The organism is Sulfitobacter sp. 1A13421 (genome assembly GCF_043557285.1).
Classification (GTDB): domain Bacteria; phylum Pseudomonadota; class Alphaproteobacteria; order Rhodobacterales; family Rhodobacteraceae; genus Sulfitobacter; species Sulfitobacter faviae.
The window spans coordinates 224,397-238,732 of the sequence record NZ_JBIFFQ010000001.1 but is presented as its reverse complement, the minus strand read 5'-3'; the positions used below and the strand labels follow the sequence as shown (position 1 = coordinate 238,732).

Sequence of the window (14,336 nt, the reverse complement as noted above, 5' to 3'; positions counted from 1 at the left end):
TGTTACCCGCCCGCTTGCCACTGGCACAAGGGCGGGCAAGGCTTTAGGCTTTCACAGAGAACGGGCAGAGGCGCAGCAACGGGTGTTTTCCAAGCTTTCCCAAGCGGTAACGGGCAATCGCCTGATGGCACGGGCATTGCGCTCGACCTCTTGGATCGTTTTGGGTTATGGCGGCTCGCAGGCGATCCGGCTGGCGTCGAACCTGATCCTGACGCGGCTGCTCTTTCCCGAAGCCTTTGGTCTGATGGCGCTGATACAGGTGGTGATTGTCGGGCTGACGCTGTTCTCGGACGTGGGCATCGCCCCCTCCATCGCGCAGAGCAAGCGTGGCGATGATCCGGATTTCCTGAACACTGCCTGGACGATCCAAGCGATCCGGGGGGCGTGCCTGTGGCTTGTGGCCTCCGCGCTGGCTTGGCCGGTGGCGGTGTTTTACGACGAACCTTCGTTGATGACCTATCTGCCCATCGCCGCGCTGAGCCTCGTAGTCGCCGGGTTCAACCCGACGCGGATTGAGACGGCGCATCGGCATTTGCAAATGGGGCGGCTGACACTGCTGGACCTGACATCGCAGGTAATGGGCATCGCGGTGATGATCTTGGGCGCGGCGCTCTATCAATCGGTGGCGGCGTTGGTGATCGGCGGCGTGGTGGGGGCCGTGGCGAAGCTGGCGCTGACCCATGCCTTTCTGCCGGGACCGGGCAACCGCTTTCGCTGGGAGCGTCCGGCGGTGCGCGAATTGGTGCATTTCGGCAAATGGATCTTCCTGTCGACTATGTTCTGGTTCTTTGCCAGTCAGGGCGACAAGGCGATCTTGGGCAAGTTCCTCTCGCTCGAAGGGTTGGGCATCTACAATATCGGCTATTTTCTGGCCAGCTTTCCGCTGCTGCTGGGCCAGAATGTCACCGGGCGGGTGATGATCCCAATCTACCGAGAGGCGGGGGGTGGCGATCATCCCAAGCTCAGGCGGATGCGCTATGGGCTGAGCGGCGGGCTAATGGCGCTCTTGGTGGTCATGGCGCTGGCGGGGCCTTGGTTGGTCTCAATCCTCTATGACCCGCGCTATCTGCAAAGCGGCGCGATTCTGGTGATGCTGGCGCTGGCGTTGATGCCGCAGGTGATCGGGATGACCTATGATCAAGCGGCTTTGGCCGCTGGGGATTCGCGGCGGTTCTTCATCTCTTCGGCCTCAAGGGCCAGCCTGCAAGTGGGGCTGCTGCTGGCGGGGGTGGTCACCGCCGGTCTGCCGGGGGCGCTGATCGGGTTGGGGGCCGCGATGGTGCTTTCGCATCTGGTGCTGATCTGGCTCGCAAGGGCGCATGGCGTCTGGGACGCGCGGCATGATCTGACCTTCGCCCTCTTGGGGCTGGCGCTCGGCGCGCTGGCGCTTTGGCTGCATTGGGACCGGGTGCTGGGGCTGAGCGCCACGGTCTGAGCGGTTCAGCTCTTTTGCTTGCGGGCTATTCGCGCGGCCCGGCCTTCTTTCCCGGCCTTCAAGCGCTCCTGCCAAACCTTGCCCAAGGTGCGGCGCTTTTCGCGGGGGCTGAGGTCGGGGATCGACACGACAGGGATCAACCCCGTCTCGCGTGTCATCTGCCGGGCCGAGCGGATCACCGGGCGGCGCAGTTCCAGCAGGAAGGCCACGATCAGCGCCAGCGCCAAGCTGGCCATCCCGCCCACCGCCGCGCGTTTCTTGCGGCTGAGCGATACGGGGTAATCGGGCAGTTCGGCCTGCTCCAAGGTGATCAGTTTTTCGCCCCGCTGATCGGATTCGAGCGAAAAGCCCACCTCCGCCTCATTCCGGCGGGCGGTGATCACCTCCAACTGGTCTTGCAGCTGGGTCAGACGGCGTTCGAACCGGGCCAGCTCCCGCTCAACCTCGGGCGAGGTTTGCAGGCTGGCGGTCAGGGTCTCGCGCTGTTCTTGCAACAGGTCGCGCTGCGTGGTCAGGCTTTCGAGCGTGGCATCCAACTCGGCCTGTTCGCGGGCGATGGTGGCAGCGCGGGCATCGGGGTTGACCCGATCGCGCGCCAGCCGCGTGGCGATGATTTCACGGTCAAGTTCAAGAATGGCGTCATTGAGGCTGCTGATCTCGCCGCGGCGAAACTCAAGACTGCCTTCGAGCGACAGGTCGTTTTCGGCCCGGTAATCGGCCAGTTCGGCCTCAAGCTCCGAAATGTCGCGGATCAGGTTCTGCTCTTGGCGCTGGAAAAACTCCAAGGTTTCTTGGGTCTGGCTTTGGCGTCGGGCGGCGGACATTTCGCGGGTGCGGTCGGCGAATTCGCGGGCCACAGCCTGCGCATCGGCGGGGTTGTCCATCTCGGCGGTGAAGGTCATGACCGAGATGGTGCCGTCATCCGCATAGCCTTCGCGCGGGGCAGCGACGCCGGTGATGGTGACCGAACGGCGCAGCAGATCGACTTTCTCGGACATGCGCAATGCGGTCAGATCGTCATAAAGATCAAAGCGTTGAATGATATCGACCAAGGTGCCGCGCGCCATCAACTGCTGTTCGATCAATTGCAAACGGCGCGCCGAAGACCCTTCGACCGTAGAGGGGGCCAGATCATTGGCGATCTTGGGCTGCTCGATCTGGATGACTTCGGAGGATTGGTAGACATGCGGCGTCGCAAGCGCCCAATAGACCGAGGCGATACAGCCCAGAAGCGTGATCAAAATGATCACACCCGCGCGGCGGCGGATCATGTCGATAAAGTCATCGAATGTATAGATCGGTCCCATGTGCCTCTTTCCAACCTGCCCAAAGCCCCCGACCGTTGCCCGGCGGAGTTTCCCTGCCTAGATCAGATGACTTGGGCGATAATAGGGCGCAAGCAAGGACGGCGACAGGGGGTGTCAGGCATATTTCGGCAGGCTAGAGGCCCGCGCCCGGTTCAGCACGATGCCCAAAAGCGGCACTTGACCTTCGAGCATCCGTTCGCATTCGCGCAGGTGACGCGCCATGGTCTGGCTGCCGTCGGAAATCAGCAAAACACCGTCTAGTTGCGGCAAGAAAGCCGAAAGATCGTCATGCTCCAGCATCGGCGGCATGTCGTAGAGGACGATTTCAGGCTGCAGCGAGGCCCGCAGACGCAGCAGGGTTTCCGCCGTGGCGCTGTCTTGCAGGATTTCGGCGGCGTTCACTTCGGCCCGGTCGTTCAGCCCAAGGGCAAGCGTATCGCTCACCCGCAGCATCCCCTTGCCGAGGTCGGCGCGGCCACTGAGCAGATCGCTCATCGCGCCGGGGGCCTGCATGTCAAAGGCACGGGCCAGACCGGGGCTGCGCATGTTCATGTCCATCAACACGGTGCGCGATCCCGGCACCCGCGACAGGCTCAGCGCCAGATTGGTCGCCGAGAAGCTGTTGCCGCAGCCCGAGGTGGGGGCGGTGATGGCGATATTGACCCAGCGATGCTCTAACGTGGTTTGACGCAAGCGCGTGCGCAGCAGGTCAAAGGCCCGCGCGGCGGCGCTGTTGCGATGATCGTCAACCAGCGGCATGTCGCCGCCGGGGCCGGGGGTGGCGATTGGCAGGTCTTGCCAGCGCGGCGCGCGGTCGTCACCGATGTAGCGGGAAACGGCAGGGGCGGCGGGCAGGCTGTCTTCAAAGGTCAGGTCGCCTTCGGAGAAATCGCCGTCGAACTCATCCTCATGGTCGATCACGGTGCGGCGCGGGCGGATGCTGTGGCGCATCCCCGGGCCGCCGAACTGCGCCGTCACATCGCTGTTGTCCGCGCCGAGGGCATCGGATGCGTAGAGGTCCCTCATCGTCTTCCCTTTCGATTTCTTGAACATAAGGCGCTGAATTTCTCGTTATTGGCGGGCGCGGCGAGCATCGCTCAGCACCCGGTTCGGCGCAAGACGACGCCGACGGTTTTCAGCAGAATGGTCAGGTCCATCGGCAGCGACAGATTGCGGCGATAGGCGGCGTCGACCTCATTGCGGTAGGTGAAACGGCTGTTGTTACGGGCCGAGACCTGCCACAGCCCGGTGATGCCGGGGCGCAGCGCGAAATAGGCTTTCGCATCGCCATACATCTCAAGCTGGTCGGGCATCATGGGGCGCGGGCCGATCAGGCTCATGTCACCTTTGAACACGTTCCACAGCTGCGGCAGCTCATCCAGCGAGGTTGCCCGCAGGAAAGCGCCCACCCGCGTGATGCGGGGATCGTCCTTGAGCTTTTGCATCTCGTCCCATTCGGCCCGCATCGCGGGGTTCGCGGCAAGGTAGCTCTCCAGCACCGCGTCGGCATCGCGCACCATGGTGCGCAGCTTCAGGATGGAGAATCCTTTGCCCCCCCGGCCAAGGCGCTTTTGCGTATAGAAGGGCTGACCGCTTTCGATCCACAGCGCAAGCGCGCAAAGCGCGATGATCGGCAGGGCGATGGGCAGGGACGCGAGGATCAGCAGCCGGTCGAGAAGCGGTTTCGCGTAGCGGCCATAAAGGCCGGTCGGACGCAGACGAAGGGCCGCCAGCGCCCGCGGCGCGGGCAGCACCGCAGTCCCCGCCATGGCGGGCTGTGCACGGCCCAGCACAGGACCGGCGATCACTTCCATCGAGCCATAGGCATGGCTGTGTGCGTCAAAGTACTTCATTCCAAACCCCCCAGGGTTCAATCGCATTCATTCGGACCGTTTCGGCCACGGCGCCTTCGCACCGCTCCGTCTCAACGACCTATCCGGCCTATACGTTCAGGTAGGATATGTATCATTTGTTACCACCTTTTCGCCTTATTCGATCCTTTTTCTCAGAAACAGACTGTTTCGCGGGGCGGCGGGCAGGTGGGAATTTAGGAGTGAGTTGAGGGCCTTATGGGGGCGCCATGGGGTGCAGATGTGTGGCGTTCGATGGTGGAGGGGAGGGCGTGCGCAGGCGTAGATGAGATATTAAGTCGTTAATAAATATGAGACTTATAGGGTTCTGAAGTTCCGGGTAATCATCTGTCTTAGGTGTCGGCCACTAAGCTTATGTGCCTTCGGATAGCGAGGTTGCAGAGGCACAAGCCACCAGCCATCGCGCAATTCTCACAATAATGTCAGGGCGATAAATGGGCGACAGTTGGGCGCAGGGCGCAGGCGGGCAAGCGCCAAAACCCCGGATCAGCTGCGCGATTCCGAGGGGATTCTTTAGTGCCTCTGGAGGCTTGTCTTTGAATTCTGGAGAAGAAAAGTGGCAGCCCGTAGGGGAATCGAACCCCTCTTTCCAGGTTGAAAACCTGGCGTCCTAACCGATAGACGAACGGGCCACTCTTTTGTCAGGTCAGTGCAGCGTTTGGTGTGTGCTGCTCTGTCTGTGAGCGGACGTTTAAGTAATACTGTGGGGGGCTGCAAGCGGAAAAATGAAGTTTCTTTAGAAAAAGTTTTCAGGCCCGCGCGGCGTCCTCCAAACGCAGTTGAACGGTGCGCCGACCGCGGAAATTGTTAATGTCGAGACGGCCTGCGAGGTGGAAACGCGCGCCGCCGTGGTTTTCCAGCGCGGGGCCGAGGGGGCCGTCGTAAGCGCCAAAGGAAATCGCCTCGAGATTCGCGCCCAGCCCGTCGCCGAAACTTACTTTGAGGTGGTTCTCGCCCACGCGTTTGGCAAAGCGGATTTGCATGTCCGCAAAGGCATAGCGCGGGGCAGGGGCGCCGGCGCCGAAGGGGCCGGCTTGGTCGACCATCTCGGCCAGCTCCACGGTGGCTGCGCCGGGCATCATCATGCCGCAGAGGTTGAGGTCGGCGGGGCCTGCCAAATGCGCGCCCTGTTTGGCGAGCAATTCGCCCAAGCGCGCCATCGCCGCGTCGATCTTGTCTTCCGCCACGGTCAGGCCTGCGGCCATCTTGTGTCCGCCACCCTTGATCAGCAGCCCTTCGGCAGCCAGACGCTGAATCGGCGCGCCGAGGTCGATGCCGCTGATCGAGCGGCCCGAGCCTTTGCCGATGCCGTCTTCGACACCAATGACGATAGAGGGGCGGTTGGCGGCTTCTTTCAGGCGGGAGGCGACGATGCCCACCACGCCGGGATGCCAGCCGGGGCCAGCGGCCCATGCCAGCGGTCCGTCAAAGCCGCGTTCTTCGGCCTGTGCCATGGCGCTGGCGCGCACGGCGGCCTCAACCTCGCGGCGGTCGGTATTGAGCTGGTCCAGCCGTTCGGCGAGGGCCGCGGCCTCATGCGGGTCGGCGGTGGCCAAGAGCCGTGCGCCAAGGTCGGCCTGCCCGATGCGCCCGCCCGCGTTGATGCGCGGGCCGAGCAGAAATCCGAGGTGATAGGCCGTGGGGGCGGTGTCCATACGTGCCACATCTGAAAGGGCGGCAAGGCCGGGGCGCGCGCGCCGGGCCATGACCTTGAGCCCCTGACGCACGAAAGCGCGGTTCACGCCTGTGAGCGGGGCCACATCGGCGACGGTGGCCAGCGCCACCAGATCGAGCATCGCCATCAGGTCTGGCCCCTTGCGCCCCGCTTCGCGCAATTGCCGCCCCACTTCGACGAGCATCAAGAACACGACCGCAGCGGCGCAGAGATGCGCCAGCGTCCCGTCTTCGTCCTGTCTGTTGGGGTTCACCACGGCCAGCGCATCGGGCAGCGTTTCGCCGCCAAGGTGGTGGTCCAACACGATGACATCCGCGCCCTTGGCAGCGGCGATGGGGCCATGGGACAGCGTGCCGCAGTCGACGCAGACAATCAGATCATGCTCAGCGGCGAGGGCCGACATCGCCTCGTCATTGGGACCATAGCCCTCGTCGATACGGTCAGGGATATAGAGCGTCGCACGGTGGCCCATGTCGCGCAGCCAGACCAGCAGCAGCGCGGCGGAAGAGCCGCCGTCCACGTCATAGTCCGCGAAAATTGCGATGCGCTCACGGTTTTGCAGGGCCGAGAGAAACCGCGTCGCCGCGGCCTCCATATCGCGCAGGGAGCGGGGATCGGGCAGCAGGTCGCGCAGGGCGGGGGCCAGAAAGCCCGCCGCTTGGGTATCGACCACGCCGCGGCGCGCCAGCACTTGGCACACCGGATCGGGCAGGCCCGCGCGCTGCACCAGCAGTTCTGCCGCGCGGGTCAGTTCCACGTCAGGACCGATCCAGCGCCGCCCGGTCAAAGATGTTTCGACACCGAGAAAGCTCATGCGGACCTCATTTGGCCGTTATGGAAGAGGGTGGGAAGGGCCAGTCTGGCCCTCACTCCGCCGGGGTGCGGTAGTTGATGCGACGGACCGAGCCGGTGCGCGAGCGCATGATCAGCGTCTCGGTGGTCAGCCAGCCCGGCTCGCGTTTCACGCCCGGCAGGATGTTGCCGCCGGTGACGCCTGTCGCGGCAAAGATCACGTCTTGGGTGACCATCTCGTCGCGCGAATAGACGCGGTCTAATTCGGTGATCCCGGCCTTGGCGGCACGGCCCTTTTCGTCTTCGTTGCGGAACAGCAACCGGCCATACATCTGCCCGCCCATGCATTTCAGCGCCGCGGCGGCCAAGACGCCTTCGGGCGCGCCGCCTTGGCCCATATACATGTCGATGCCGGTTTCAGGGTCGGCGCAATGCATCACGCCCGCCACGTCTCCATCGGTGATCAGACGGATAGCCGCACCGGTGGCGCGGACCTCGGCGATCATGTCGGCGTGGCGGGGGCGTTCGAGGATGCAAACGGTGATGTCGGACGCCGCGCAGCCCTTGGCGCGGGCCAGCGCTTCGACCCGCTCACCGGGGCTCATGTCGAGGGTGACGACATCGGTCTCGAAACCCGGGCCGATGGCGAGCTTGTCCATATAGGTGTCCGGCGCGTGCAGCATGGAGCCGCGCGGGCCCATGGCGATCACGGTCAGCGCGTTGGGCATGTCCTTGGCGGTCAGCGTGGTGCCTTCCAGCGGGTCGAGCGCGATGTCCACGCCGGGGCCTTTGCCCGTGCCGACCTCTTCGCCGATATAGAGCATCGGGGCCTCGTCCCGCTCACCTTCGCCGATGACCACGACGCCCGCGATGTCGAGCATGTTGAGCTGTTCGCGCATGGCGTTCACGGCGGCTTGGTCGGCGGCTTTCTCGTCACCCTTGCCGATCAGCTTGGCCGAGGCCAGCGCGGCGGCTTCGGAAACGCGGGCGAGGCCCAGAGAGAGCATGCGGTCTTGGAATTCGGCGGAAGCGGTCATGGAGTATCCTTGGGTGCAATGTGTTTTCTGTCCTGTACCCTCGCGCGGGCCTCGGGGCAAGTTTTGGGTTGTGGAAGGGGCTGCCGCTTCAGCCGAAACTGCCACCCCGGCCCGGGAACAAGCCGTAGGCGCCGGGCCATCGCCTGCCCGCCTTGTCACGCCGAAGGCGTGCCCGTCTATCTAGGCGCACCTTTGGTGCGACAGGGTAGGCGATTTGGTGGGGCTGGGTGCGCCCCGGCGGGCGCACATTAGGGTTGAGCCATAAAGTGGCACGAAGCACCGTCTCATCGCCCGCCCGCGGGCAGGCGATGGCTCTCAGCCTCAGACCTCTTCGATCCGCAGCGCCACCGGTTCACCGGCCAGCACGCCCGTCTTGTCCATATTCGCCAGTGCCTCCAGCAGCGCATTGCGGCTGGTTTTATGCGTCACGACCAAAACCGGGGCAGAAGTGTCGGAATGCTCATACTGGCGCATCCGGTAGATGCTCACACCCGCTTCGCCCAGCACCGTGGCGATTTTCGCCAGCGCGCCGGGTTTGTCGACCAGCGCCATGCGCAGGTAGTAGGGGGCAGGGCGCTGGCTGCTGGCGGGGGTGGTTTGCTCAAGCGTTCCGGCAGGCTGGCCAAAGACCGGCCCGCGCAACCCGCGCGCGATGTCGCAGACATCGGCCATCACGGCGCTGGCCGTTGGCCCTTCACCCGCACCGGCACCGCGCAACACGATCTGGCCCACGGCATCGCCTTCGATCACCACCATATTGGTGCCGCCATCAAGCTGCCCCAAAGGCGATGTTTGCGGCACGAGGCAGGGCATCATCCGCTGCTCCAGCCCGCGGCCGGTTTTCTGGGTCACGCCCAGCAGTTTGATCTTATAACCCATGTCGGCGGCGGCGCGGATGTCTTCGATGGCGACTCGCTCGATCCCCTCAAGCTGGATGCCATCAAAGTCGATCTTGGTGCCAAAGGCGATGGAGGACAGGATCGCCAGCTTATGCGCCGCGTCGATGCCGCCCACGTCCAATTGCGGATCGGCTTCGAGATAGCCCAACCCATCGGCCTCGGCGAAAATCTCTTGATAGGTTTTGCCCGAGTCCTCCATCCGCGTCAGGATGTAATTGCACGAGCCGTTCATCACCCCCATGATCCGGGTGATCTCATTCCCGGCAAGCCCCTCCATCAGCGTCTTGATGACCGGGATGCCGCCCGCCACAGCCGCCTCATAGCGCAGGGCCACGCCCGCGCCCTCGGCCTGTTCGGCCAAGGCTTGGCCATGGATCGCCAGCATCGCCTTGTTGGCGGTGACCACATGCTTGCCCGCCGCCAGCGCAGCTTCGGTCGCGGCCTTGGCGGGGCCATCCGCGCCGCCCATGAGCTCGACGAACACATCCACGTCGTCGCGGGTGGCCAATTTGACGGGATCGTCTTCCCAGTCATAAGACGCAAGCGACAGTCCGCGGTCCTTGTTGCGCGTGCGGGCCGAAACCGCCGAGACCGTCATCGCGCAGCCGGTGCGGGCCTCTAACAGGGCGGCCTGCTGGCGCAGAATGCGCAGCACACCCACGCCCACGGTTCCCAATCCGGCAATCCCGAGGCGAAGCGGCTTAGACATGGCGGTGGTCCTTCTGGTCTGATCCGAAAGGCCCGGCAGGCGGGGCCGGGCATAGCCGCGATGTAGCGGGTTCGGCGCCTGCGTGCAACGCGCATACGCATCACGGGGATGCCCGTTTATTCAGCGCTTTCGCTGTCCTCGGCGGCTTGGCGGGCGCGCTGTAGCTCTGCAGCGCGCGCCCTGAGCCGCGCCACCCGGGCAGCAGTGGCGGCTTGGGCGCTTGTGCGGCTCAGCCGCGCCGCGCGGGCTTCGAGATTGGCCGCACGCCCCGTGAGCGACGCTTCGGTCCGCGCCGGGTCGATCCGCCCGGCGGTGGCTTTGGCCAACAGCGGGTCGATCGGGACCAGATCGGGGTAGGGCGCGGCCTCCAACGCGGGCGTGATGGTGCGGTCGAGTTCGGGAAACTGCGTGCAGCCCGCCAGCAGCGAGACGCCCAGAAACAGGGCGATGGTCGAGAGGGGGCGGGGCGGGCGCGCTTGGGTCATGCCTCGTTCTGCCCCAGCCGTGATCTTCGCGCAAGCGGGGTTTGCTTTTGAACGCTTGTTCATTAAATTGCCGCCATGGCAAGAACCACAGGCTCCCACTCCGATATCACCGGCCCGCGTGTCCGCGCAGCCGCGCTGCGGCTTTTCGCGCGGGGCGGCTATGCCGCCGTGTCCATGCGTGCCATTGCCGCCGAAGTCGGCGTGCAGGCCGGGGCGCTTTATAACTACACCCCCGACAAGCAGAGCCTGCTGTTCGACCTGATGCAGGCGCATATGACCGACCTGCTGGCCGAAACGCCCCATGATCCGAGCCGCCCCGCCATGCAGCAGTTGCAGGATTTCGTGGCCTTTCACATCCGTTTTCACGCGGATCGGCCCGATGAGGTTTTCATCGCCTATATGGAATTGCGCAATCTGACGGAGGAGAATTTCGCCGTGATCGAGCGCCTGCGCCGCGACTATGAGGACCGGTTGGAGACGATCCTGCGCGCCGGGGTGGCGAGCGGCGATTTCGCCGTCGCCGATACCAAAATCGTGACGCTGGCAATCATCGCCATGCTGACGGGGGTGAACACTTGGTACCGCGCGGGCGGACGGCTTTCGCTGGACGAGGTCGTCGCACAGTATTGGGACATGGTGCGCAAGGCCGTGACCGCCTGAGCGGCCGCGGCCCTTTGGGTCAATGGGCGGGGCGGATGAAGGTCCCGTTGTTCAGATCCCGCATCGCCTGCTGTATCTCGGCGCGGGTGTTCATCACGATCGGCCCGTGCCACGCCACCGGCTCTTCAATCGGCGCGCCCGAAATCAGCAGAAAACGCACCCCTTCCTCCCCGGCCTGCACCGTGACCTCATCCCCGGTGCCAAAGCGGATAAGCGTCCGGTCGCCTGACATGTCGCGGATGTTCACCTCCTCGCCGGCGACCTCTTTCTCTAGCAGCACGCCCGAAGGGGCGGAGGCATCGGCGAAAGCGCCCGCGCCTTGGAAGACATAGGCAAAGGCCCGGCGATAGGTGTCGATCCGAAAGGTCTTCTTGACCCCGGCAGGCACGAAAACATCCAGATACTGCGGATCGGCGGCAATACCGTCGACGGGGCCGCGTTTGCCCCAGAACTCGCCCGTGATGATCTTGACCCGCGTGCCATCGTCATCGGTCACCACCGGGATGTCGGCGGATTTCATATCCTGATAGCGCGGCGCGGTCATCTTCTGCGCCGAGGGCAGATTGCCCCATAGCTGGAAGCCGTGCATCTGCCCGTTGGCATTCCCGCGCGGCATTTCTTGGTGCAGGATGCCCGATCCGGCGGTCATCCACTGCACGTCGCCCGCGTTCAGATCGCCGGTATTGCCGAGCGAATCCGCATGGGCCACAGTGCCTTCGAGCACATAGGTAATCGTCTCGATCCCGCGGTGCGGGTGCCAAGGGAAGCCTTTCTCGAAGTCGCGCGGATGCTCGTTGCGGAAGTCGTCGAACAACAGAAAGGGGTCAAGCTCCGACGGGTCGTGGAAGCCGAAAGCGCGGTGCAGTTTCACCCCGGCGCCTTCCATCGTAGGCGTGGCGCGGCGGGTTTCCAATGTGGGTCTGAGGGACATGATGCTCTCCTTTGCAGTTGCTCAGAAGATAGGGGGCGGCGGTCACCTCAACAATTCGCCCCGGCGAACGGAGCCTGTGCAAATTTGCGCAGCTTCAGCAATTCGGCACATTCACCGCCAATCCGCCGAGGGAGGTTTCCTTGTACTTCTCGCTCATGTCCGCGCCGGTCTGGCGCATGGTCTCAATACAGGCATCGAGCGGCACAAGATGCGTGCCGTCGCCGCGCAGCGCCAGAGAGGCCGCCGACACCGCCTTGATCGCGCCCAGGCCGTTGCGCTCGATACAAGGCACCTGCACCAGCCCTTTGACGGGGTCGCAGGTCATGCCGAGGTGATGCTCCAGCGCGATTTCGGCGGCGTTTTCGATCTGCTGCGGGGTGCCGCCCATCACAGCGCATAGTCCGGCGGCGGACATGGCGGCGGCGCTGCCGACTTCGGCCTGACAGCCTGCTTCGGCGCCTGAGATCGAGGCGTTGTATTTCACCAGCCCGCCAATCGCGGCGGCGGTGAGCAGGAAGTCTTCGATATGCGCCTCAGACGCGCCGGGGACATGGTCGAGGTAATAGCGCAAGGTCGCCGGCATCACGCCTGCGGCCCCGTTGGTCGGCGCGGTCACGACCTGCCCGCCGGCGGCGTTCTCCTCGTTGACGGCCATGGCATAGACGCTCATCCAATCGTTGATCGTATGCGGGGCGGATTGGTTCTGTCCGCGCTCGGCCATCAGCGCGTCGTAGATGCCCTTGGCGCGGCGTTTCACCTGCAACCCGCCGGGCAGAGTGCCCTCGGAGGTTAGCCCCCGGTCGATGCAGTCGCGCATGACCTGCCACAGCCGTTTCGACCCGGCGCGCAGGTTCTCGGCCCCGCCACGCGCCTCTTCATTGGCGCGTTTCATGCCCGCGATGGTTTTGCCGGATTTGGCCGACATCTCAAGCATTTCCGCGGCGGACTTGAAGGGGAAGGGCACCGGCGCGCCCTCATCCGTGTCCTTGCCTGCGGCGAGTTCCTTTTCGGTCATCACGAAGCCGCCGCCGATGGAATAATAGGTCTCGCGTAAGGTTACGTCGCCCTGGGCATCGGTGGCCATCAGCATCATGCCGTTGGCATGGCCCGCAAGTTTGGTGTCGTAGTCAAAGATCATGTCGCGCTCAGGGTCGAAACGCAGTTCGGGCAGACCGTCGACGCTGATGCGGCGGGTCTGTTTGATCTCTTCCAATACCTTTTCGGCGGCATCGGCGTCATAGTCCTCGGGCGTGAACCCGGCGAGGCCGAGGATCGTGGCGCGGTCGGTGGCATGGCCGACGCCGGTGAAGGCGAGGCTGCCGTGCAGCGAGGCGCGCAGCCCGGCGAATTGGAAGGGCGATGCGCGCATCTGGTCAAGGAAACGCCCCGCCGCCACCATCGGCCCCATGGTATGCGAAGACGAAGGGCCGATGCCCACTTTGAACATGTCGAAGACGGAAAGAAACATCAGGGGGCGGACCCTTTTATGGTTGCGGGTGTCGGGGCGCGGTGGAACGGGTATCGCCCAGACCTTTGGCGCATTGCAAGCGGTGTGGGCCGATCCAACCATTTCCTGCCGCCGCTTGGCGCGCTGAAAGCGACAGGGCGCGCGCTCTGGCCGTCCTGTCGCATTGCCGTGCGTCCAAAAACCGCCGACTTGCCCCTCGCACCCTATGCCAATTCGCCCTATAACGCGGCAAACGCCTGAGAGGGAGCACCCGATGTCCGGAGACCTATCACCGATCGACAAGGCCAAATTCGTGGCCGCGAAACGGGCGTGCGAATTCGTGGAAGAAGGGATGCGCGTGGGCCTTGGCACCGGATCGACGGCGGCGTGGCTGGTGCGCTGTCTGGGCGAGATGGTGCGCGACGATGGGCTGCGGATCAAAGGCGTGCCGACCTCCTCGCGCACCGCGCAACTGGCGCGGGATGTGGGGATCGAGGTCATCTCTCTCGATGAGGCGAAATGGCTCGACCTGACGATTGACGGGGCGGATGAATTCGACGGTGACTTGAACCTGATCAAAGGCGGCGGCGGGGCCTTGCTGCAAGAAAAGGTCGTGGCGACGGCCAGCGACCAGATGGTGGTGATCGCCGATATCGGCAAAGAGGTGCATCATCTGGGTGCATTCCCCCTGCCGATTGAGGTGATTCCCTTTGGCTGGCAGACCACGCAGGCGCTGGTCGAAGAGACGCTGATCTCGATGGATGTGCTGGGCCAAAGCTCGACCCTGCGGATGAATGGCGAGGTGCCTTTCATCACCGACGAGGGGAACTATATCCTAGACCTGCGGCTGGGGCGCATCGGCAACGCACGGCAATTGGCGCTGGTGCTGAACCAGATGCCCGGCGTGGTGGAAAACGGCCTGTTCATAGATATCTGTGACGCGGTTGTGATCGGTTACGGGGATGGCAGGGTAGAGGTGCGCGACATAAATGAAGGCACCGTGGCGACCGACCGTTTGGAATTCGTCGAGACCGACAACCTGTTTTCCGACCTGAGCGATTAATGCCGACAAAGCGAGACACGCGCGA

13 protein-coding genes and 1 tRNA gene are annotated in these 14,336 nt (G+C 64.2%); 4 read left to right on the top strand and 10 right to left on the bottom strand.

Annotation, left to right across the window (positions count from 1 at the left end):
• Positions 1-124: 124 nt before the first annotated feature.
• Positions 125-1,435 carry an oligosaccharide flippase family protein gene (locus ACGYLI_RS01175; protein ID WP_394416475.1) on the top strand — a complete coding sequence of 437 codons (1,311 nt, stop codon included), beginning with the start codon at positions 125-127 and terminating at the stop codon, positions 1,433-1,435.
• Between the two features lie 5 nt (positions 1,436-1,440).
• Here the strand turns inward: ACGYLI_RS01175 and ACGYLI_RS01170 are convergent, their stop codons facing one another.
• From ACGYLI_RS01170 to ACGYLI_RS01135, 8 genes are all read right to left on the bottom strand, one after another.
• A complete protein-coding gene (locus tag ACGYLI_RS01170) occupies positions 1,441-2,742 on the bottom strand; it encodes a GumC family protein (RefSeq protein ID WP_394416473.1) in 1,302 nt (433 codons plus the stop codon).
• A gap of 114 nt (positions 2,743-2,856) precedes the next feature.
• Positions 2,857-3,768, bottom strand: a complete 912-nt coding sequence (locus tag ACGYLI_RS01165; RefSeq protein ID WP_394402324.1) for a CpsD/CapB family tyrosine-protein kinase — start codon at positions 3,766-3,768, stop codon at positions 2,857-2,859.
• Positions 3,769-3,839: 71 nt separating this feature from the next.
• Positions 3,840-4,556 carry a sugar transferase gene (locus ACGYLI_RS01160; RefSeq protein WP_394410453.1) on the bottom strand — a complete coding sequence of 239 codons (717 nt, stop codon included), beginning with the start codon at positions 4,554-4,556 and terminating at the stop codon, positions 3,840-3,842.
• A 614-nt stretch (positions 4,557-5,170) separates the two neighbouring features.
• A tRNA-Glu gene (locus ACGYLI_RS01155) sits at positions 5,171-5,245 on the bottom strand.
• A gap of 117 nt (positions 5,246-5,362) precedes the next feature.
• Positions 5,363-7,102, bottom strand: a complete 1,740-nt coding sequence (recJ, locus tag ACGYLI_RS01150) for a single-stranded-DNA-specific exonuclease RecJ (protein WP_394416471.1) — start codon at positions 7,100-7,102, stop codon at positions 5,363-5,365.
• Positions 7,103-7,154: 52 nt separating this feature from the next.
• Positions 7,155-8,117 carry a class II fructose-bisphosphatase gene (gene glpX / locus ACGYLI_RS01145; RefSeq protein WP_394416469.1) on the bottom strand — a complete coding sequence of 321 codons (963 nt, stop codon included), beginning with the start codon at positions 8,115-8,117 and terminating at the stop codon, positions 7,155-7,157.
• 321 nt (positions 8,118-8,438) lie between these two features.
• Entirely contained in the window at positions 8,439-9,725 is a 1,287-nt protein-coding gene (locus ACGYLI_RS01140; RefSeq protein WP_394416467.1) for a homoserine dehydrogenase, read from the bottom strand.
• A 116-nt stretch (positions 9,726-9,841) separates the two neighbouring features.
• On the bottom strand, positions 9,842-10,210 hold the full coding sequence (locus ACGYLI_RS01135) for a hypothetical protein (RefSeq protein WP_394416465.1): 369 nt from the start codon (positions 10,208-10,210) through the stop codon (positions 9,842-9,844).
• A 75-nt stretch (positions 10,211-10,285) separates the two neighbouring features.
• Between ACGYLI_RS01135 and ACGYLI_RS01130 the strand changes: the two genes are divergently transcribed.
• The gene (locus tag ACGYLI_RS01130) at positions 10,286-10,870 is read left to right on the top strand and encodes a TetR/AcrR family transcriptional regulator (RefSeq protein ID WP_394416463.1); all 585 of its coding nucleotides are present in this window, start codon (positions 10,286-10,288) and stop codon (positions 10,868-10,870) included.
• A 19-nt stretch (positions 10,871-10,889) separates the two neighbouring features.
• Here the strand turns inward: ACGYLI_RS01130 and ACGYLI_RS01125 are convergent, their stop codons facing one another.
• Positions 10,890-11,801, bottom strand: coding sequence for a pirin family protein (locus ACGYLI_RS01125; protein ID WP_394416461.1), 912 nt, complete (start codon positions 11,799-11,801; stop codon positions 10,890-10,892).
• Between the two features lie 94 nt (positions 11,802-11,895).
• Positions 11,896-13,269 (bottom strand): L-serine ammonia-lyase, encoded by a 1,374-nt coding sequence (locus ACGYLI_RS01120; protein ID WP_067266230.1) that lies wholly within the window; start codon positions 13,267-13,269, stop codon positions 11,896-11,898.
• A gap of 84 nt (positions 13,270-13,353) precedes the next feature.
• Between ACGYLI_RS01120 and ACGYLI_RS01115 the strand changes: the two genes are divergently transcribed.
• A complete protein-coding gene (locus tag ACGYLI_RS01115; RefSeq protein ID WP_394416459.1) occupies positions 13,354-13,509 on the top strand; it encodes a hypothetical protein in 156 nt (51 codons plus the stop codon).
• Positions 13,510-13,522: 13 nt separating this feature from the next.
• A complete protein-coding gene (gene rpiA / locus ACGYLI_RS01110; RefSeq protein WP_394416457.1) occupies positions 13,523-14,311 on the top strand; it encodes a ribose-5-phosphate isomerase RpiA in 789 nt (262 codons plus the stop codon).
• Positions 14,312-14,336: the final 25 nt, after the last annotated feature.